This window comes from Rhizobium sp. 18055 (genome assembly GCF_902706285.1).
In the GTDB taxonomy this organism is placed as follows: Bacteria; Pseudomonadota; Alphaproteobacteria; order Rhizobiales; family Rhizobiaceae; genus Rhizobium.
In genome coordinates this window covers 315,078-333,758 of sequence record NZ_CACSKD010000003.1, presented here as the reverse complement: position 1 = coordinate 333,758, position 18,681 = coordinate 315,078, and the positions used below count along the sequence as shown (strand labels likewise).

The following is an 18,681-nucleotide window of genomic DNA, read 5'->3' as shown; positions in this document are numbered from 1 at the left end:
CTCATGCCTTCATCTCCTTCCAGGCCGCATCCAGGGCGAGCTTGGTGATCCGCCCCATCTCATCGACCTCCGCATGGCTAATGACCAGCGGCGGCGAAGCGAGCATCCGGTCGCCAGTCGCCCGCAGGACCAGACCATTGGCGAGCGCGTGATTGCGGACCAGCGCGCCGACGGCGTCGGGCTTTTCGAAGCGGGTTCGGCTTGCCTTATCAGATGTGAGTTGCAACGCGCCCATCAGGCCGATGCTGACGCCTTCTCCGACCAGATCATGCTCGCCGAGTGCACCCCACACCTCGGCGAAATAGGGGCCGATATCGTCACGAACGCGCTCAACCAGCTTCTCGTCCTCGATGATCCTCAGGTTTTCCAGCGCCGCGGCAGCACAGACCGGGTGACCGGAATAGGTGAAGCCGTGGTTGAAATCGCCGACCTCGTTGATCATCACTTCGGCGACACGATCGCTGACCAGCACGCCGCCGATCGGCAGGTAGCCTGACGACAGGCCCTTGGCGATCGGGGCCATATCCGGCTCGACGCCGAAATACTGGTGGCCGAACCATTCGCCAAGGCGACCGAAGCCGCAGATCACCTCGTCGGTGACCAGCAGGATATTGCGGGCCTTGCAGATGCGTGCGATCTCGGGCCAGTAGGTCTCGGGCGGGATGATGACGCCGGCTGCACCCTGCACCGGTTCGGCAACGAAGGCTGCGACGTTGTCTTCGCCGAGTTCATCGATCTTGTCTTTCAGTTCGCGCGCCACCTTGAGGCCGAATTCGGCCGGCGACAGATCACCACCCTCGCCGTACCAGTAGGGCTGGCCGATGTGGACGATGCCCGGAATGGGAAGGTCGCCCTGCTCGTGCATGTATTTCATGCCGCCGAGGCTGGCGCCTGCGACCGTCGAGCCGTGATAGCCATTCTTGCGGGATATGACGATCTTCTTCGACGGCTTTCCGATGGCACTCCAGTAGACGCGCGCCATGCGGAACCAGGTGTCGTTGGCCTCCGAGCCGGAGCCGGTGAAGAAGACGTGGTTGAAGCGCGGGCCGGCGTGGGACGTGACCTTTTCCGCGAGCAGCGTTGCCGGGGTCGTCGTGGTGCCGAAGAAGGTGTTGTAGTAGGGCAGTTCGTTCATCTGCCGGGCAACAGCATCGGTGATCTCCTTGCGGCCGTAACCGACGTTGACGCACCAGAGGCCGGCGAAGCCATCCAGATATTTGCGGCCGTGATTGTCCCAGATATGCACTCCTTCACCGCGCTGGATGATGCGGGTGCCGTCGGCATTCAGCTTCTTCATATCCGAGAATGGATGCAGGTGATGAGCGGCATCGATAGCGGCGAGATTGGAGCGCGCGTAAGTATCGGACATGATTTGCTAAACACCCTCGGATATTGAAAGCCTCTTCCCAATGGGCTAGGACCTTGGCCTTGTCCGAGGGGATTTTCAAGATCATGACGACCGACAAAATGCACGGCAAAGCTGCGGGTGGCGATCCGCGCATCGAAATCCTGCTGGTCGGTATGAATGGTGACCTGCGCGGCAAGCAGATTCCCCTCGAAGCGCAGAAGAAGGTATGGGCCGGCGAAGTCCGACTGCCCTCCTCCACGCAGTCGCTCGACATCTGGGGCGACGACAATGACGACATCACCGGCCTGTCGATTTCCGTCGGCGATCCGGATGGACATTGCATCCCCGACAAGCGCAGCCTGACACCCATACCCTGGGCGCCTGAGGGTTCGGTACAGGTTCTGGCCACGATGCACGAGTTCGACGGTACGCCGAGCTTCATGGACCCGCGCGCCATTCTCGCATCGGTGCTGAAGCGCTACGAGGAACGCGGATTGACGCCGGTGGTTGCGACCGAACTGGAGTTCTACGTGGTGGCGCCCGACTGGCGTGACACCGGCCGGCCGACGCCGCCTGAATGCCTGACCTATCAGGGCGAGCCGAACGGCTTTCAGCTCTACGACATGGGTGCTGTCGATGCGCTCGACGATTACCTGCAGACGGTGCGCGCCTACGCCAAGGCCCAGGGACTGCCCGCAGATGCGACGACTGCGGAGTTCGGTCCCGGCCAGTTCGAGATCAACCTGCTGCACCGGCCGGATGCGCTGGCTGCGGCCGACGACTGCATCTACCTGAAGCGGATCGTCGAACAGGCTGCGCGGAAGCATGGGTTGAAGTCTACATGCATGGCCAAGCCCTATTCGGATCATGCCGGTTCCGGGCTGCACGTGCATGCCAGCGTTCTCGATCGTCAGGGCCGCAATATTCTTGATGCCAACGGCGGAGAGGCAACGAAGCTGAAATCGGTCTGCGCCGGGATGCTGCAAAGCATGCGCGACGCGCAGCTGGTGTTCGCCCCGTTTGCCAATTCCTATCGGCGCTTCCAGCCCGGCTCGTTTGCGCCGGTCGATCTGACCTGGGGCTATGGCCACCGCGGCACGGCGATCCGCATTCCCGACAAGAACGGCCCGGCCGCGCGCGTCGAGCATCGTGTGGCCGGTGCCGATGCCAATCCCTATCTGCTGCTGGCAGCCATCCTCGGCGGCATGCTGCTCGGGCTCGACAAGAATCTCGATCCGGGCGAGGAGACGACGCCGTCGCATATGCCCGAAAATACCACCAAACTGACGCACGACTTCCTGACGGCGGTCGAGACATTTCGCGCCTCGCCATTCATCGCCGATATTTTCGGTGCGTCGTACCAGAAGCTTTACGGCGACACGAAGCGCAAGGAAGCCATCACCTTTCTCCGGACCGTTTCCGACTTCGACTATCGCACCTATCTGCCGCGTCTCTGAGCGATACAATCAGGCGGATGGTTCGCGGCGCTCGGTTTCATCGACCTGCGCTGCCAATCCCTGCTTGACGAGCACTTTCAACTCGCCGGGGTGCAGCTTCAGCGACACGTCGCGGGCGAGCGGCAGCAACTCGCCGTCCATCACGCAATTGGCTTTCGAACTCAGCTTCGGGAAATGCAGATGCACCTCGGCCGGGTGCATGATCATCACGTCGGCATTCTCGCGGACCTTGCCGCGCAGGAGATCGACCGCAAGACGGGCGACGCCCCATGGCTTCAACGGCTTTGCCGTGTAAAAGCCCAACTCGCCTGATGTCAGCGTGTCGGCGTAAAGGAGCGCATTTTCACCAAACGGATTGTTGGATACGGAGACCGCCGAGACCTTGCGGCGTTCGCGGACGCCAAGCGCTTCAAACTCGACCTCGAACTCGGGCGGATTCAGCACGACGCCGAAAGCAGCGCGGGTGCTGGCCCGCATTTTCCCCAGCCTCGAGCGATAGGTGTAGGAATTGCGGTAACGCACCATGCGGGCATGCAAGCCGGCCGAGAACTGGTGGATGAAGGGACGGTCATTGGCGCTGGCGATATCGACGTGATCGACTTCGCCGGTCGCCAGCACATCGAGCGCCTGCCAGATATCGAGTGGGATGCGCAGCGAGCGGGCAAAAAGGTTCATCGTTCCGGCGGGAATGACGCCGAGCGCCACCCCGTTCTTCCAGGCGATCGAGGATGCCGCCGATATCGTGCCGTCGCCGCCGCCGGCGACAATGCCGTCGATATCATCGCGACGCGCGGCGCGTTCCATCGCCGGGACGATCTCGTTGCCAGAAAAAACCACTGCTTCGAAATCATGCCCTGCATCCCGGAAGACTGTTTCGGCATGCTTTTCATACGCAGCCATGTCGGTCGTGCGGAACGTGCCGCCGTCGCGATTAAAAAAACCTATAAGCTTCATGCGGTTCCCGTTATTCGTCAGCTGAAGCGCTGGCACCCACCGCGCTCGTTAGAGATGGTTCCTGTGCGTGTGATTTCAAGCAGATGGCCTGCCGAATGACTTCCGTAGCCGAAAACTCCGGCAATCAGTCGCGACATATGCAGCCAGCGGGACGCTGCACTGCGCAAAACGCACGCGACGCTTTGCACCAAATCGTAAATTAATGCGTCGTTGGAGCACACGCGCCATCCCCCACATTTTCCGCTTGTTCGGCCAAGGCAACGACATGCCCTCGCCCGCCGCCACAAGCCTTTGCATGCCGAAGGAGCTCACTCTTGAGCCAGGTCGCCGTAAACGATTCCATTGCTGACATCCCGGTCTCCGAGGCGCCTTCGCCGATGGCCGTAGCACTTGTTCAGCTGGCGCTGGCCTGCGGCGGTTTCGGTATCGGCACCGGCGAATTCGCCATCATGGGCCTTCTGCCGAATGTGGCGGGCACCTTCTCGGTAACAACGCCGCAGGCAGGTTATGTGATCAGCGCCTATGCGCTTGGCGTTGTGATCGGTGCCCCTGTCATCGCGGTGCTGGCTGCCAAGATGGCACGGCGCTCGCTTCTTCTGCTGCTGATGGGGATTTTCGCCGTCGGCAATATTCTCAGTGCCATGGCACCATCATTCGAGAGCTTTGCCATTCTGCGCTTCCTCACCGGCCTGCCGCATGGTGCCTATTTCGGCGTCGCGGCTATCGTTGCAGCCTCGATGGTGCCCGTGCACAAGCGGGCGCGCGCTGTCGGCCGGGTGATGCTCGGGCTGACGATCGCCACGCTGCTCGGCACACCGCTCGCCACCTTCTTCGGTCAATCACTCGACTGGCGCGTCGCGTTCACCTCCGTTGGCATTATCGGCCTCGTGACCATGGCGCTGATCTGGTATTACGTGCCGCGCGACGAGGTTTCCGAAGGCGCAAGCTTCATGCGCGAACTCGGCGCCTTCAAGCGCCCGCAGGTGCTTCTGACGCTCGCCATCGCGGCGGTGGGTTACGGCGGCATGTTTGCGATGTTCAGCTATATCGCCGATACGACGATGAATGTCGCCATGCTGCAGCCAGGCATGGTTGCGGTGATGATGGTGCTGTTCGGCGTCGGCATGAATGTCGGCAACGTCGTCGGCTCCTGGCTTGCTGACAAGTCGGTCATGGGCACGATCGGTGGGTCGCTGATCTTCAACATCATGGTGCTGACAATGTTTTCGCTGACGGCTGCCAGCCCGTTCATGCTGGGTCTTTGCGTCTTCCTGATCGGCTGCGGCTTTGCGGCCGGTCCGGCGCTGCAGACGCGGCTGATGGATGTGGCCGCCGACGCGCAGACGCTGGCCGCAGCATCCAACCACTCGGCCTTCAACATTGCCAACGCGCTCGGCGCCTGGCTCGGCGGCCTTGTCATTGCCTGGGGCTACGGTTCGGCTGCCACCGGTTATGTCGGCGCCATCCTGTCAGCCTTCGGAATCCTGGTGTTTGCGGCGTCGCTACGCCTGGATCGTCGCAGCCGCGCCTGAGGCCTCCATAGCCGTCACGTCACGCAGATGACGGCCATCCGGGCGGCAGAAGACATTCTCTTCGCCCCATGCGGCAAGCGCAGATATGACGGGCTTCAACGTCTGCCCAAGCGGCGTCAGCGCATACTCGACACGTGGCGGCACCACCGGAAATACCGTACGCGAGACCAGGCCCGACTCTTCGAGTTCGCGCAGCTGCTTGGTCAGCATGCGCTGGGTCACCGCCGGCAACTTGCGGCGCAACTCGTTGAAGCGCAGCGTGCCTGAGACGAGATGGAAGAGGATGACGCCCTTCCATTTTCCATCCAGAAAACTCAGCGTCGCCTCCACCGGGCAGCCGGGGAAGTTTTGCGTCAGCTTGTCCCGGGGCAGCGACATTTAACAGTATCCTTTTTGGTACTACGTACAGAATTTGTGCATTCTTGCGTTTATCGAAGATACGACGCATTTAGCAACTGTGCAACACAGACAGGAGTTTCCCATGCGTGCCGTCGCCTACAAGCTTCCACAGCCCATTTCCGCCGAGACTTCGCTTATCGATGTCGATCTGCCGATGCCGGAAGCCAAAGGTCGCGACCTGCTGGTCGAGATCAAAGCGGTGTCCGTCAATCCGGTCGACACCAAGGTGCGCTCCGGCGTCGCGCCTGGCGCCGATGAGATGAAGGTTCTCGGCTGGGACGCGTCAGGCATCGTCAAGGCCGTCGGTCCCGAGGTGACGCTTTTCAAGGCTGGCGATGAAGTCTTCTATGCCGGCGTGATCAACCGCCCCGGCTCGAATGCAGAGTTTCAGCTGGTCGATGAACGCATTGTCGGACGCAAGCCAGGCAGCCTCGACTTTGCCGCAGCTGCGGCGCTGCCGCTAACCTCCATCACCGCCTACGAAGCCCTGTTCGATCGACTGAAGGTCCAGGACGCCGTGCCGGGTGCCGCCAAGGCCATCCTGATCATCGGCGGCGCGGGCGGTGTCGGATCGATCGCGATCCAGATCGCCCGTGCCTTGACCGATCTCACCATCATCGCCACCGCCTCGCGCGCCGAGACGCAGGCTTGGGTGAAAGAGCTTGGCGCCCACCACGTCATCGACCATTCGAAGCCGATCGCCCCGCAGGTGGCAGCACTTGGCATCGGTGCACCGGGCTTCATCTTTTCGACGACCAACACGGCTGACCATATTGACGGCATCGCCGAAGCGATCGCGCCGCAGGGACGCTTTGCATTGATCGACGACCCGAAGACACTCGATATCGTGCCGTTCAAGCGCAAGGCGGTTTCCACGCATTGGGAGTTCATGTTCACCCGCCCGCTATTCGACACACCTGACATGATCGAGCAGCACAGGCTGCTGAACAAGATTTCCGAACTGGTCGATGCAGGAACGATCCGGACGACCCTCAACGAGACAGTCGGCACGATCAATGCCACCAATCTCAAGAAGGCTCATGCGATGATCGAGAGCGGCAAGACCAAGGGCAAGCTGGTGCTTTCCGGCTTCTGAGAGTCAGCCACTCCTACGAACGGATGAATCCCGCCGCGTAGAGAAACCGATCGTCAATCATACACAGAAACAATGCCGCACCGCATGTGCGGCATTCTCGCCGCAACCGCCTACGGTGCTTGACTTTTTCAGCGTTTGGGACCACCTACTGCTGGACGCGAGAGACGACCGTTTTTCGCGGATATCAACGGAGCCATCATCACGATGCCAAGCGACAGTAGCAGTCGATTGACTTTGCCGTACGCGGCCTCCGTGCGCTGACCGATCTCCGTCGGGCTCGCCCGTTGGACGCTACGGCGGATCGACGGAAAGGCGAGCTATATGAACATCAATCGCTTCCCTCTGCGGGCCGGCCATGCCGCCCGTTTCTTCACCAGCGACAGCCTCGGTGCCATCACCACAGCTGAACGCGTCGAGCGCCTGAACGGGCTCGAAATCAAAGAAGCAGCGGCTATTCTCGCCACGCTGCCACAGCAGAAGGCCGTCCGCATATTGGGACGTCCCGAGCTGCACCATGCCGCCGCCATACTGACCGAGATGCCGGTCGAGCAGGCAGCGCGGCTTTTGAACGCAACCGCCAACGACCGTGTCGCCGATCTTTTCCAGGAGATGGACGAGGATGGACGGGCCCACCTGTTTTCCAAGCTGGACCGGGCGACCTCGCTGGCCGTCCAGCACCTGATGGGCTATCCGCCGCGCACGGCCGGCAGCATCATGACGACGGAATTCGTCAGCGTGCCAGCCACCTGGACGGTGGAGCAGACGCTGGAGCATGTCCGCAAGGTCGAACGGTCGCGCGAGACGGTCTATGCGATCTATGTGCTCGATCCCGAAACTCAGGCGCTGACCAGCGTCGTGACGCTGCGTCGTCTGATCACCGGCCAAGCCCATGCACCGGTGCTGAGCGTCGCTCAGCAGGGCGGCATCGTCAGAGCCGATCCGCTGATGCCGCAGGAGGATGTGGCGCGACTGATCCGCAAGCACAATCTGCTGGCGCTGCCGGTGATCGGCGAGAACGGGCACATTCTGGGCATCGTCACCGTCGATGACGTGATCGACACGATGATTGCCGACCAGACGGAGGATGCGCAGAAGTTCGGCGGCATGGAAGCGCTTGGCAAGCCCTACATGACGATCAGCTTTGCCGGCATGCTGCGCAAGCGCGCCGGCTGGCTCTGCGCCCTGTTCCTGGGTGAAATGCTGACGGCAAGCGCCATGCAGCATTTCGAGGGCGAGTTGGAGAAGGCGATCGTCTTGACCCTGTTCGTACCGCTGATCATGAGTTCAGGCGGCAATTCCGGCTCGCAGGCAACGTCGCTGATCATCCGGGCGCTGGCGCTCGGCGAGTTGAAGCTGACTGACTGGTGGCGGGTGCTGGTGCGCGAACTGCCGACCGGCATCGTGCTCGGCGCCATCCTCGGCACCGTCGGCTTTGCCCGGATTGTCCTATGGCAAAGCATCGGTCTCTATGACTATGGCGAGCACTGGATTCTGGTGGGCTGGACGATCTTTGCGGCGCTGATCGGCATCGTCACTTTCGGCTCGATCGCCGGCTCAATGCTGCCGTTCCTGCTGCAGAGACTGCGGCTCGATCCGGCCAGCGCTTCGGCACCGTTCGTGGCGACACTTGTCGATGTGACCGGGCTGGTGATCTACTTCTCGGTGGCGCTGATGATCCTCAGCGGCACGCTGCTTTGAGACACACGACGGGGGCGAAAGCCCCCGTTGTCATTCTTGCTCGGGTTTGAACCATAGCGCCATGGCGACACGTCGTTCCGAAGGGTGATGTTTCCTGCCGCAGCCTCGCTCATGCCCGTTCCCTACATATTCGGATAAACAGGTCCCTCGCCGCCCTGCGGCGGCACCCAGTTGATGTTCTGGTTCGGGTCCTTGATGTCGCAGGTCTTGCAGTGGACGCAATTCTGGGCGTTGATGACATAGGTCTCCTCGCCGTCCTTCTCCACCCACTCGTAAACGCCAGCCGGACAGTAGCGGGTCGATGGGCCGGCATAGATGTCGTGTTCCGACGACTTCTGCAGCGCCATATCCTTCACCTTCAGGTGCACGGGTTCGTTTTCCTCGTGATTGGTGTTCGACAGGAACACCGAGGAGAGACGGTCGAAGGTGAGCACGCCATCGGGCTTCGGATAATCGATTTTCTTGTGCTTGGCAGCCGGCTCAAGCGAGGCCGCATCGGTCTTGCCGTGACCGAGCGTGCCGAAGAAGGAAAAACCGAATAACTGGTTGGTCCACATGTCGAGGCCGCCGAGGCCGACGCCGATCGCCGTGCCGAACTTCGACCAGAGCGGCTTGACGTTGCGAACCCGCTTCAGGTCCTTGCCGATCGCGCTTCCGCGCCACTCGTTTTCGATCTCGATGATCTCGTCGTTGGCGCGACCATCGGCAATCGCCGCTGCGATGCGGTCGGCCGCCATCATGCCCGACAGCACCGCATTGTGGCTGCCCTTGATCCGCGGCACATTGACGAAGCCGGCCGAGCAGCCGATCAGCGCTCCGCCCGGGAAGGTCAGCTTCGGCACCGACTGGTAGCCGCCCTCGGTGATCGCACGCGCACCATAGGAGAGCCGCTTGCCACCCTCGAAGGTGTCGCGGATCGCCGGATGGGTCTTGAAGCGCTGGAACTCCTCGAAGGGATAGAGATAGGGGTTCTTGTAATTCAGATGGACGACGAAGCCGACGGCAACGAGGTTGTCCTCGAGATGATAGAGGAACGAGCCGCCACCGGTCTTCATGCCGAGCGGCCAGCCGAAGGAGTGCTGGACGAGGCCCTGTTTGTGATGCTCCGGCTTGACCTGCCAGAGTTCCTTGATGCCGATGCCGAATTTCTGCGGCTCGCGGCCCTTGGAAAGATCAAACTTGGCGATCAACTGCTTGGCGAGCGAGCCGCGCACGCCCTCGCCGATCAGCACATACTTGCCTGTCAGTTCCATGCCGCGGGTAAAATTGGGGCCGGGTTCGCCGTTCTTCTCGACGCCCATATCACCGGTGGCAACGCCGATGACCGCGCCCTCGTCGTTGTAGAGCACTTCGGTGGCGGCAAAGCCCGGATAGATCTCGACACCCAATGCCTCGGCATGAGTGGCGAGCCATCGACAGACATTGCCGAGCGATACGATATAGTTGCCATGATTGTTCATCAGCGGCGGCATCAGGATGTTGGGCAGGCGGATCGAGCCGGCAGGGCCGAGCAGCATGAAATGGTCGGCCTTGACCTCGGTCTTGAACGGATGGTCGGTCTCGTCACGCCAATCCGGCAGCAGCCGATCGATGCCGATGGGATCGACGACAGCGCCCGAGAGGATATGCGCTCCAACCTCGGCCCCCTTCTCGAGAACGACGACGGAGAGATCCGGATTGACCTGCTTCAGCCTGATTGCGGCCGAAAGACCGGCAGGGCCGCCGCCGACAATCACGACGTCGAATTCCATGCTCTCGCGTTCGGGCAGTTCAGTCGTCTCGGTCATGCATCATTCTCCGCTCGGCCGGCGTTGCGGCCACATTTCCCCGCAGTAGGGTATCTCTTGTCAAAACGTGGCAGAATTGTCGAGCCGGGAAACGACAGGCGATACCCCATTTCGCGCAATGATATTTCTGCACGCTAAAGAACTATATTACGCTTACGTTCACGTCAATAAATTGACGGAGCTCGACCACTCCTGCTCTTCCCTTTTGATCTTTGCGCGCCTTATAGATTGGCCATTGCAACAGGAGACTTCAAAATGGATCTCGGGATCAAGGGCAAGCGGGCGCTCGTGCTTGCATCGTCACGCGGACTTGGCCACGGCATCGCGGTCGCGCTGGCGCGCGAAGGCGCAAATGTCCTCTTGTGCGGACGCAGCGGCGAAACGCTGGAGGCAAACTGCAAGGCGATCAACGCCGAAGGCAAAGGCAAGGCCGACTGGATCTGGGCCGACCTTTCCGAGGATAATTTCGTCGAGAACGTCATCACAGCGGTCAATAGCAAGCTTGGCGGCGTCGATATCCTGATCAACAACACCGGTGGCCCGACGCCCGGCACGACGGAAGACATGACGGCCGAGCGGCTCGAGACCTATTTCTTTTCCATGGTGCTGCGGGTCATCACGCTGACCAATGCACTGCTGCCGGGCATGAAGACACAAGGCTGGGGACGCATCCTGACGGTCGCCTCTTCGGGTGTGATCGAGCCGATCGGCAACCTTGCGCTCTCCAACACGCTGCGCCCTGCTCTTGCAGGCTGGAGCAAGACGCTGGCGACGGAAGTCGGCCGTTTCGGGATTACCACGAACCTCTTGCTTCCGGGCAGCATTCTGACCGGCCGGCTGGATGATCTCGATGGTGCGGCCGCAAAACGAACTGGCAAGAGCATGGAAGATATCCGCGTCGCAAAGGAAGCGGCGATTCCGATCGGTCGCTATGGGAAGGTCGAAGAGTTTGCCGCCACGGCAGCGTTCCTGTGCAGCCAACAGGCAAGCTACATTACCGGCAGCCTCGTTCGCTGCGATGGCGGCGCTGCGCGATCTCTCTGATCGGAAACGACAATCGGGCGTCAGGCGCTGACGCCCGCCCCCTATTCTCCATATATTAGACATCAGGAACATTACAGAAATTTAAGCTATTCTAACCACTTAGTGATGCCCATTCGAGAATTATGTCTTTTTCGCGCCGCAATAAACGTGGTTCAATAGAGCATGCGCAACTCGTCCCTGACCGGTATCACCCATGAAGAAATTTTCGATCATCATTTGTCTTATTGCCGCTGCCGGGATCGGCGCCTGGCAGTATAAGGATCGCATTCCATACCTCTCGCAACTCGGAGCAAAACCGACGCAGCAGGCAGATGCTGCCGCTGGCAAGCAGGCAGAAAGCGAGGGCGGCGAGCAAAAGGGCAAGGGACGCAAAGCCGGCGGACCAACTCTGGTGAAGACCGTGGCTGCGGTAAAGACCGTGCTGCCGCGCGACGTCACAGCATCCGGCTGGGCCGATGCCGACGACAACACCACCATTGCTGCGCAGGAACAGGGCTTGGTGACGGATATCATCGCCACGGATGGTTCGACGGTCAAACAGGGCGAGCTGATCGTCAAGCTGGACAACCGGACGGCACAGGCGACTGTTGACAAGGACAATGCGATGATCGTCCGGGATGCGGCAACGCTGTCGGGAGCGGAGGCCGCTCTCACGCGTGCCTCAGACTTGCTGACGTCGCAGGCCGGTACGCAGCAGACCTACGACCAGGCAAAGGCAACGCGCGACAACGCCGCGGCCACCGTTCAGGCAGACAGGGCAACACTCGCTTCGGACCAGGTGCTTCTCGAGCATACGGAGATACGGGCGCCGTTCGATGGCCGTCTTGGTGATGTATCAGTCAGCCCGGGGGCTTTCGTGACCGCCGGCGCGGCGATCGTGACGATTGCGAAGTACGACCCGATCTATGTGAAATTCCATCTGCAGGAACGCGATCTGCGGCAGTTGAAGCAATCGCTCGCCGCCGGCTCCGTCGATGTCAGCACGGTGCCGCAGTCCGACAAGGGCAAGGCCCGGACGGGGCATATCAGCTTCTACGACAACACCGTCGATACCGCATCGGGGACCATCCTCGCCAAGGCGAAGTTCGAGAATGCTTCGGGCGCGCTGTGGCCCGGCCAGTCGGTCAACATCGTCGTGCATTTCAACAACAACGAACAACAGGTCGTCGTGCCGACCGTGGCGGTCAGCCCCGGTGCGGACGGGTTTTACTCCTTCGTGGTGAATGACGGAAAGGTGCGGCTGGCACCTGTTACCGTTGTCCGTGCGAATGCAGGCTACACCGCCATATCGGCCGGCCTGTCGGAAGGTGATCACGTGGTCATCGAGGGCCAGGCACAGCTTGTCGACAAGCAGGCGGTGAAGGAAGAGTTCGATGCCAAGGCGATCGACGTTGCCTCAGCGGATCAACCCAAGAAGACAGAAACCATCGTGGCGGGCACGGAAGAATGATCCCCAATTTCTGTATCCAACGTCCCGTCGCCACCACCCTGCTTGCCATTGGCGTCGTGCTTGCCGGTATCGCCGGCTATCAGCTGGTCCCCGTGGCAGCCCTGCCGCAGGTGGATTTCCCAACCATCAACGTGTCTGCCGCGCTGACCGGCGCCTCGCCGAAGACGATGGCGACGTCCGTTTCCACACCGCTGATCAAGCAGTTCGAGACGATCCCCGGCATCAGCGAAATCAGCGCTACCAACTCGCTCGGCAATACCAGCATCGTGCTGCAGTTCGACCTGAACCGCAGCATCGACGCGGCGGCCGCCGACGTTCAGGCGGCGATCTCGCATGCGACGCGCCAGCTGCCCGACAACATGACGACGCCGCCAAGCTACCGCAAGACCAACCCGGCCGATGCGCCTGTCATGCTGCTCGCGGTGCAGAGCGACACGATGCCGCGCAGCAAGCTCGACGAGATCGCCGAGAACATCATATCTCCATCGCTATCGACCCTGCCCGGCGTTGCCGAAGTGTCGGTATTCGGTGCGCAGACCTATGCGGTGCGGGTCGAGGTCGATCCGAACAAACTGCTCAATCGCGGCCTCGGCATCGACACCGTCAACAAGGCGATCGAGGCTGCAAACAGTCAGGTGCCTGTCGGCACGCTGCAGAACAGCAGCCAGAGCATGACGATCAACGCCGATACGCAGCGCACCAATGCTGCGGAATTCCGCACGCTAGTCATCGCCAATCCCGGCGGCGCGCCTATACACCTCGGCGACGTGGCCAATGTTCAGGACAGCGTCGAAAACCAGAACACCGGCAGCTGGTATGACGGCAAGCAAAGCATCATCCTGTCTATCCAGCGCCAGCCGGATGCGAACACCGTCGAGGTCGTCGATGCGATCAATGCGAAGCTACCCGGCCTGCACGCCGAAATCCCCGGCTCCGTGACGACGCAGGTGATGAACGATTCAGCCAAGCCGATCCGTGACGCTATCTCGGATGTGAAGTTCACGCTGTTCCTGACGATCGGTCTCGTCGTCCTCGTCATCTACCTGTTCACCGGCCACCTGACGGCGACGCTCATTCCCGGCCTTGCCGTTCCGCTTTCGCTGATCTCGACCTTCGGCATGATGTATGTGCTGGGTTACAGCGTCGATAACATATCGCTTTTGGGCCTGACACTCGCGGTGGGTCTTGTGGTCGATGATGCGATCGTCATGCTGGAGAATATCCTACGGCATGTCGAGGAAGGCATGCCGGTGCTTCAGGCCGCGATCAAGGGCTCGGGCGAAGTCAGTTATACCATCATCTCCATGTCGGTCTCGCTGATCGCCGTCTTTATTCCGATCCTGCTCATGGGCGGTGTCGTTGGCCGTATCTTCAACGAGTTCGGCATGGTGGTGGCAATCGCCATCGTCGCGTCGGCGATCGTATCGCTGACGGTGACGCCGATGCTGGCCTCGCGCCTGGGCAGCGGCCACAGCCAGCCGCCGTTTTTCATTCGCTGGTTCGATGCAGGCTTCGAGCGAACGCTCAGGGGCTACGACCGGGGCGTCGCATGGTGTCTTTCGCACCGACCGGCCATCATCGGTCTGTTTTTCGCGTCCATCGCCTTGACCGTCTATCTGTTCATGACGCTGCCGACGAGCTTCTTCCCAACGGAAGATATCGGCCGCCTCAACATCTCGACCCGTGCGCGCCAGGATATTTCCTACCCGGCGATGAAGGACCTGCAGAACCAGGCGGCTGAACTGGTGAAACAGAACCCGGCCGTAAACCACGTGATGTCGATCGTGGGCGGCAATGCCCGCAGCCCGCTCAACAACGGTACGATGTTCGTCGAGTTGAAGGACAAGAAGGACCGGCCACCGCTGGACCAGACGCTGCGCGAACTGCGCGCCAGCATCAGCAAGATCCCCGGCATGCAGGCGTTCATCACGCCACAGCAGAGCCTGCGCTTCGGCGGACGGCAGACGGCCAGCCAGTACCAGTTGGTGGTTCAGGCGCTGAGTGCCGACCAGACCAATCTCTGGGCCAACAAGATCCAGCAGGCGATGCATGGCGATCCGCGCTTTACCGACGTCACATCGGATGCGCAGAACAACGCCCTGCAGGCTGATATTACCGTCGATACCGAAAAGGCCGCTGCCTACGGCATCAGCGACGATCAACTGCGCACGACGCTGCAGGAGTCGTTCGGCGGATATGCAGCCGCGCAGATCCAATCGACCGGCGACAGCTATGACGTGATCGTCGAGTACGATACCGGAAAGCCCTGGGACGACCAGAAGCTGCAGGAAATCCGCGTCGCTTCGACAAGCGGCGCGCTGGTGCCGCTGTCAAACTTCGCGACCGTGCAGCGCACCACAGGTCCCGTGACAATCAACCAGACGGGGCAGTTGGTCTCGACCACCGTGTCATTCAACCTACCGGCTGGAGAAGCGCTCGGCGACGCCACAGCGGCGATCGACCAGATCAAGAAAGACATCGACATGCCGGCGGACATCTTCACGTCCTATGGCGGTACGGCGCAGATCTTCCAACAGTCGCAAGGCAACACGCCGCTGCTGATCCTGGCAGCCGTGCTGACGATCTATGTGGTTCTCGGCGTTCTCTACGAGAGCTTCATCCATCCGTTGACCATCCTCTCCGGTCTGCCGTCAGCGGCGCTTGGTGCGCTTCTGGCCCTTCGGGTGATGGGCTTCGATCTGTCGATCATCGCCCTGATCGGCCTGTTGATGCTGATTGGCATCGTCAAGAAGAACGCGATCATGATGATCGATGTGGCGCTGGAGAACCTGCGATCCGACACTGGAATGACTGCGTCCGAAGCGATCCACGAGGCCTGCGTCCGGCGTTTCCGGCCGATCATGATGACGACCTTCTGCGCGCTGCTCGGGGCGCTCCCGATCGCGCTCGGGTCGGGCGCCAGTTCCGAGCTGCGCCAGCCGCTCGGCATCGCCGTCGTCGGCGGCCTGATTGTGTCGCAGGCGCTGACGTTGTTCATCACGCCTGTCATCTTCGTCGAAATGGGCCGGTTCAACGACTGGCTGCTGAGCTTCGGGCGAAAGAAAAAGGCCGATGCCCACGAGGATGTTCCTCAGGCAATCGCTGCCGAATGACCAGACGGGCGCCACTCGCGCCCGTCTCATTTTTCCGTCCGCGTCTTGAATAAGGCGGACCTCTGTGGCATCACGCGCCCTCTTGAATTCGGGCGCCCGCGCGCCACGGCGGAGCAAGTGCTTCAGTCTCAGACAACAATCAGAATTGAGAGGTGCGAGCATGGCTCAGGCGCTAGGTTTGGACTTTGGCACGACAAACACTGTTCTTGCCACGGCAGACGGCAAGACCACCCATTCCATGGGCTTCACCAGTGCCGCAGGCAGCAGCGACAGCATGCGCACCGCCCTGTCCTTCATGAAGGACGGAAAGCTCGGTGCCTCGGCGCTGAAGGTCGAAGCCGGCCATGCCGCGATCCAGCAGTTCATCGACAATCCCGGCGACTGTCGTTTCCTGCAGTCGATCAAGACTTTTGCGGCCAGCGCCCTGTTCCAGGGCACGCTGATCTATGCCAAGCGTCACAAGTTCGAAGATCTGATGGAAGTGTTCATCCGCCGGCTGAGCAACTACGCCGGCGACAACTGGCCGTCCGACGTGACCCGCATCGTCACTGGCCGCCCGGTGCATTTTGCCGGCGCCAGCCCGGACCCTGTGCTGGCAACAGAACGCTACAACGAGGCGCTGTCGCGCTTCGGTTTCCCCGAAGTCCATTACGTCTACGAGCCGGTTGCTGCCGCCTTCTACTTCGCGCAGAACCTCAAGGTGGATGCGACGGTGCTGGTCGCCGACTTTGGCGGCGGCACCACCGACTATTCGCTGATCCGCTTCGAAACAGTCGCCGGCAAGCTGAAGGCGACGCCGATCGGCCATTCCGGTGTGGGGATCGCCGGCGACCACTTCGACGCGCGGATGATCGACAATGTCGTTGCGCCGGAGATCGGCAAGGGCAGCCATTTCAAGAGTTTCGACAAGATACTCGAGGTGCCGACCAACTACTATTCGAGCTTCAGCCGCTGGAACCAGCTGTCGATCTTCAAGACCTCGCGCGAATACGAGGATCTGAAGAAGCTGGTGAGAACAGCGCTGGAACCGGAAAAGCTGGAGATGTTCATCGACCTCGTCGATCACGACGAAGGCTACCCGCTCTACCAGGCGGTGTCGGCGACCAAGATGGCACTCTCGGCATCCGATGAAGCGGCCTTCGATTTCAAGCCGCTCGGCCGCGCCGGCCAGCGCACCGTTCGCCGCGCCGACTTCGAAAGCTGGATCTCAGACGATCTCGCCCGTATCGAAGGCGCCCTCGACGATGTGCTGGAGAAGACCAACACCGCGGCGACATCGATCGACAAGGTGTTCCTCACCGGCGGCACTTCCTTCGTGCCGGCCGTGCGCCGCATCTTCACCGAGCGCTTCGATGCGGACAAGATCGAGACCGGCGGCGAGCTGCTGTCGATCGCCCACGGTCTGGCGCTGATCGGCGAACGTGACGATATCGCACAATGGACGGTGCAATAGGTCTGTAGACGCGCGTTGCACTCTTTCATTGAGGCTACGGCTTCGATAATGTGGCGCGCATGATCTCCGTCAACGACCTCTCTCCGGGCGAACTCGCCGCGCTTCTGCATTTCCATGCAGACGCCGGCGTCGAGTGGTTGCTGGAGGAAGAGGCCGTTGACCGCTTCGCCGAGTTCGAGGCGATGAAGGCGGCGCGGCGCAGCGCAGCACCGGCTCCACAAACGGCTGAGAGCCGCGAGGCCCCTGCCCGGCAAACGGCTTCTTCCGCCCAGAGAGGCGCGCCGCAGCCGGACCGTTCGGCGCAGCGTCCACAACCCGCCATTCCGGATGGCGAGGCCGTTCAGCAGGCGCGTTTTGCAGCCGAGAGTGCCAGATCGCTGGCCGAACTGAAAACCGCCCTTGAGGCGTTCAACGGCTGCAATCTTAAACATAGTGCACGCTCGACGATCTTTGCCAGCGGTGACGCCGAGAGCCGCATCATGCTGATCGGCTCGGCCCCCGGCGCGGAAGACGACCGCGAGGGCCAGCCCTTTGCCGGGCGGCCGGGCCAATTGCTCGACAAGATGCTTGCAGCCATCGGGCTTGACCGCAGCAGCATCCTGCTCACCCAGGTCATCCCCTGGCGACCACCCGGCAACCGCGTCGCCTCGCCGGCCGAGATGGATATCTGCCGTCCGTTCATCGAGCGGCAGATCGCGCTTGCCGAGCCGAAAGTGATTCTCTTGCTCGGAAACTTTGCAGCGCGGGTGTTTTTCGGTGAGGGTGACACGATCCATGGCCTGCGCGGCCAATGGCGCGAAATTGCCATAGGCGGCAAACTGATTTCGGCGATTGCCACGCTGCACCCGCAGGACCTCTTGACCGCCCCGGTCAATAAGCGATTGGCCTGGAACGATTTATTGTCTTTTCAGGCAAAATTGACAGACAGCAATTCTGCCTCTTAAATAATCAACCTTGACGGTTTTGCGACGGCACCCATGCGCAATACGCATATCTGTTGCGTATTCTTATCTGTTGCAGAATCTATTGTGCGCTGCAATATTAGCAACATGTCTTGGGAGGAATCACGAAGGATCCAAGGCAATGAGCACAACTCGTCGTCCTGTTCACTGCAGATTTGAAACTCTGCGACTCGCGAACAACAATGGTCGCACCACGCAAAGCTACAGCCGTACCGGCTTCGCCACCAATGAGCAGATGATCGCTCGTGGTACCGGCGCAAGCGGACGCATCGCGCGTCCGGCTGCCATGTTTGCGGATTTCCAACAGTATTGATCGCAGTGGCCGGCGTCGCGCCCACCCTGCCTTGTATCGGTTCATGTCATGACGACACACATCATTTCACTGCTT

At 61.1% G+C, this 18,681-nt stretch carries 14 protein-coding genes; 10 read left to right on the top strand and 4 right to left on the bottom strand.

Translation table 11 applies throughout. The features are described from left to right. Position 1: 1 nt before the first annotated feature. Positions 2-1,369 (bottom strand): aspartate aminotransferase family protein, encoded by a 1,368-nt coding sequence (locus tag GVL52_RS07850; RefSeq protein WP_160005546.1) that lies wholly within the window; start codon positions 1,367-1,369, stop codon positions 2-4. Positions 1,370-1,452: 83 nt separating this feature from the next. On the opposite strand from GVL52_RS07850, the gene GVL52_RS07845 reads away from it, so the two are divergent. Then, positions 1,453-2,805 carry a glutamine synthetase family protein gene (locus GVL52_RS07845; RefSeq protein ID WP_160005544.1) on the top strand — a complete coding sequence of 451 codons (1,353 nt, stop codon included), beginning with the start codon at positions 1,453-1,455 and terminating at the stop codon, positions 2,803-2,805. A 9-nt stretch (positions 2,806-2,814) separates the two neighbouring features. Here GVL52_RS07845 and GVL52_RS07840 read toward each other — a convergent pair whose 3' ends face one another. Further along, positions 2,815-3,759 (bottom strand): diacylglycerol kinase family protein, encoded by a 945-nt coding sequence (locus tag GVL52_RS07840; protein WP_160005542.1) that lies wholly within the window; start codon positions 3,757-3,759, stop codon positions 2,815-2,817. A 314-nt stretch (positions 3,760-4,073) separates the two neighbouring features. On the opposite strand from GVL52_RS07840, the gene GVL52_RS07835 reads away from it, so the two are divergent. Beyond that, positions 4,074-5,291 (top strand): MFS transporter, encoded by a 1,218-nt coding sequence (locus tag GVL52_RS07835; protein WP_160005540.1) that lies wholly within the window; start codon positions 4,074-4,076, stop codon positions 5,289-5,291. On the opposite strand, the gene GVL52_RS07830 is transcribed toward GVL52_RS07835, so the two are convergent. After that, positions 5,262-5,669, bottom strand: a complete 408-nt coding sequence (locus GVL52_RS07830) for a helix-turn-helix domain-containing protein (protein ID WP_160005538.1) — start codon at positions 5,667-5,669, stop codon at positions 5,262-5,264. The genes GVL52_RS07835 and GVL52_RS07830 overlap by 30 nt on opposite strands. Before the next feature lie 103 nt (positions 5,670-5,772). On the opposite strand from GVL52_RS07830, the gene GVL52_RS07825 reads away from it, so the two are divergent. Beyond that, complete coding sequence (locus GVL52_RS07825; protein WP_160005536.1) at positions 5,773-6,786, top strand: zinc-binding alcohol dehydrogenase family protein; 1,014 nt, start codon at positions 5,773-5,775, stop codon at positions 6,784-6,786. A 321-nt stretch (positions 6,787-7,107) separates the two neighbouring features. Then, positions 7,108-8,484 carry a magnesium transporter gene (gene mgtE, locus GVL52_RS07820; protein ID WP_160005534.1) on the top strand — a complete coding sequence of 459 codons (1,377 nt, stop codon included), beginning with the start codon at positions 7,108-7,110 and terminating at the stop codon, positions 8,482-8,484. Between the two features lie 122 nt (positions 8,485-8,606). Here mgtE and GVL52_RS07815 read toward each other — a convergent pair whose 3' ends face one another. Continuing rightward, entirely contained in the window at positions 8,607-10,271 is a 1,665-nt protein-coding gene (locus GVL52_RS07815) for an electron transfer flavoprotein-ubiquinone oxidoreductase (RefSeq protein WP_160005532.1), read from the bottom strand. Positions 10,272-10,526: 255 nt separating this feature from the next. Here GVL52_RS07815 and GVL52_RS07810 point away from each other — a divergent pair, with 255 nt between their 5' ends. The 6 genes from GVL52_RS07810 (at position 10,527) to GVL52_RS07785 (ending at position 18,606) form a co-directional block, all read left to right on the top strand. Beyond that, positions 10,527-11,315, top strand: coding sequence for an SDR family oxidoreductase (locus tag GVL52_RS07810; RefSeq protein ID WP_160005530.1), 789 nt, complete (start codon positions 10,527-10,529; stop codon positions 11,313-11,315). Positions 11,316-11,508: 193 nt separating this feature from the next. Next, a complete protein-coding gene (locus GVL52_RS07805; RefSeq protein WP_160005528.1) occupies positions 11,509-12,765 on the top strand; it encodes an efflux RND transporter periplasmic adaptor subunit in 1,257 nt (418 codons plus the stop codon). Beyond that, positions 12,762-15,878 (top strand): efflux RND transporter permease subunit, encoded by a 3,117-nt coding sequence (locus GVL52_RS07800; RefSeq protein ID WP_160005526.1) that lies wholly within the window; start codon positions 12,762-12,764, stop codon positions 15,876-15,878. Before GVL52_RS07805 ends, GVL52_RS07800 begins: the two co-directional genes overlap by 4 nt. Before the next feature lie 160 nt (positions 15,879-16,038). Continuing rightward, a complete protein-coding gene (locus tag GVL52_RS07795) occupies positions 16,039-17,331 on the top strand; it encodes an Hsp70 family protein (RefSeq protein WP_160005524.1) in 1,293 nt (430 codons plus the stop codon). Between the two features lie 59 nt (positions 17,332-17,390). Continuing rightward, positions 17,391-18,275, top strand: a complete 885-nt coding sequence (locus GVL52_RS07790; protein ID WP_160005522.1) for a uracil-DNA glycosylase family protein — start codon at positions 17,391-17,393, stop codon at positions 18,273-18,275. A 139-nt stretch (positions 18,276-18,414) separates the two neighbouring features. Then, positions 18,415-18,606, top strand: a complete 192-nt coding sequence (locus GVL52_RS07785; RefSeq protein ID WP_160005520.1) for a hypothetical protein — start codon at positions 18,415-18,417, stop codon at positions 18,604-18,606. The last annotated feature ends 75 nt before the right edge of the window (positions 18,607-18,681 follow it).

Bases quoted from the DNA above. Each gene is read 5' to 3' on its own strand.
- GVL52_RS07850 (WP_160005546.1), bottom strand. From the start codon at position 1,369: ATGTCCGATACTTACGCGCGCTCCAATCTCGCCGCTATCGATGCCGCT.
- GVL52_RS07845 (WP_160005544.1), top strand. From the start codon at position 1,453: ATGACGACCGACAAAATGCACGGCAAAGCTGCGGGTGGCGATCCGCGC.
- GVL52_RS07840 (WP_160005542.1), bottom strand. From the start codon at position 3,759: ATGAAGCTTATAGGTTTTTTTAATCGCGACGGCGGCACGTTCCGCACG.
- GVL52_RS07830 (WP_160005538.1), bottom strand. From the start codon at position 5,669: ATGTCGCTGCCCCGGGACAAGCTGACGCAAAACTTCCCCGGCTGCCCG.
- GVL52_RS07825 (WP_160005536.1), top strand. From the start codon at position 5,773: ATGCGTGCCGTCGCCTACAAGCTTCCACAGCCCATTTCCGCCGAGACT.
- mgtE (WP_160005534.1), top strand. From the start codon at position 7,108: ATGAACATCAATCGCTTCCCTCTGCGGGCCGGCCATGCCGCCCGTTTC.
- GVL52_RS07815 (WP_160005532.1), bottom strand. From the start codon at position 10,271: ATGACCGAGACGACTGAACTGCCCGAACGCGAGAGCATGGAATTCGAC.
- GVL52_RS07810 (WP_160005530.1), top strand. From the start codon at position 10,527: ATGGATCTCGGGATCAAGGGCAAGCGGGCGCTCGTGCTTGCATCGTCA.
- GVL52_RS07805 (WP_160005528.1), top strand. From the start codon at position 11,509: ATGAAGAAATTTTCGATCATCATTTGTCTTATTGCCGCTGCCGGGATC.
- GVL52_RS07800 (WP_160005526.1), top strand. From the start codon at position 12,762: ATGATCCCCAATTTCTGTATCCAACGTCCCGTCGCCACCACCCTGCTT.
- GVL52_RS07795 (WP_160005524.1), top strand. From the start codon at position 16,039: ATGGCTCAGGCGCTAGGTTTGGACTTTGGCACGACAAACACTGTTCTT.
- GVL52_RS07790 (WP_160005522.1), top strand. From the start codon at position 17,391: ATGATCTCCGTCAACGACCTCTCTCCGGGCGAACTCGCCGCGCTTCTG.
- GVL52_RS07785 (WP_160005520.1), top strand. From the start codon at position 18,415: ATGAGCACAACTCGTCGTCCTGTTCACTGCAGATTTGAAACTCTGCGA.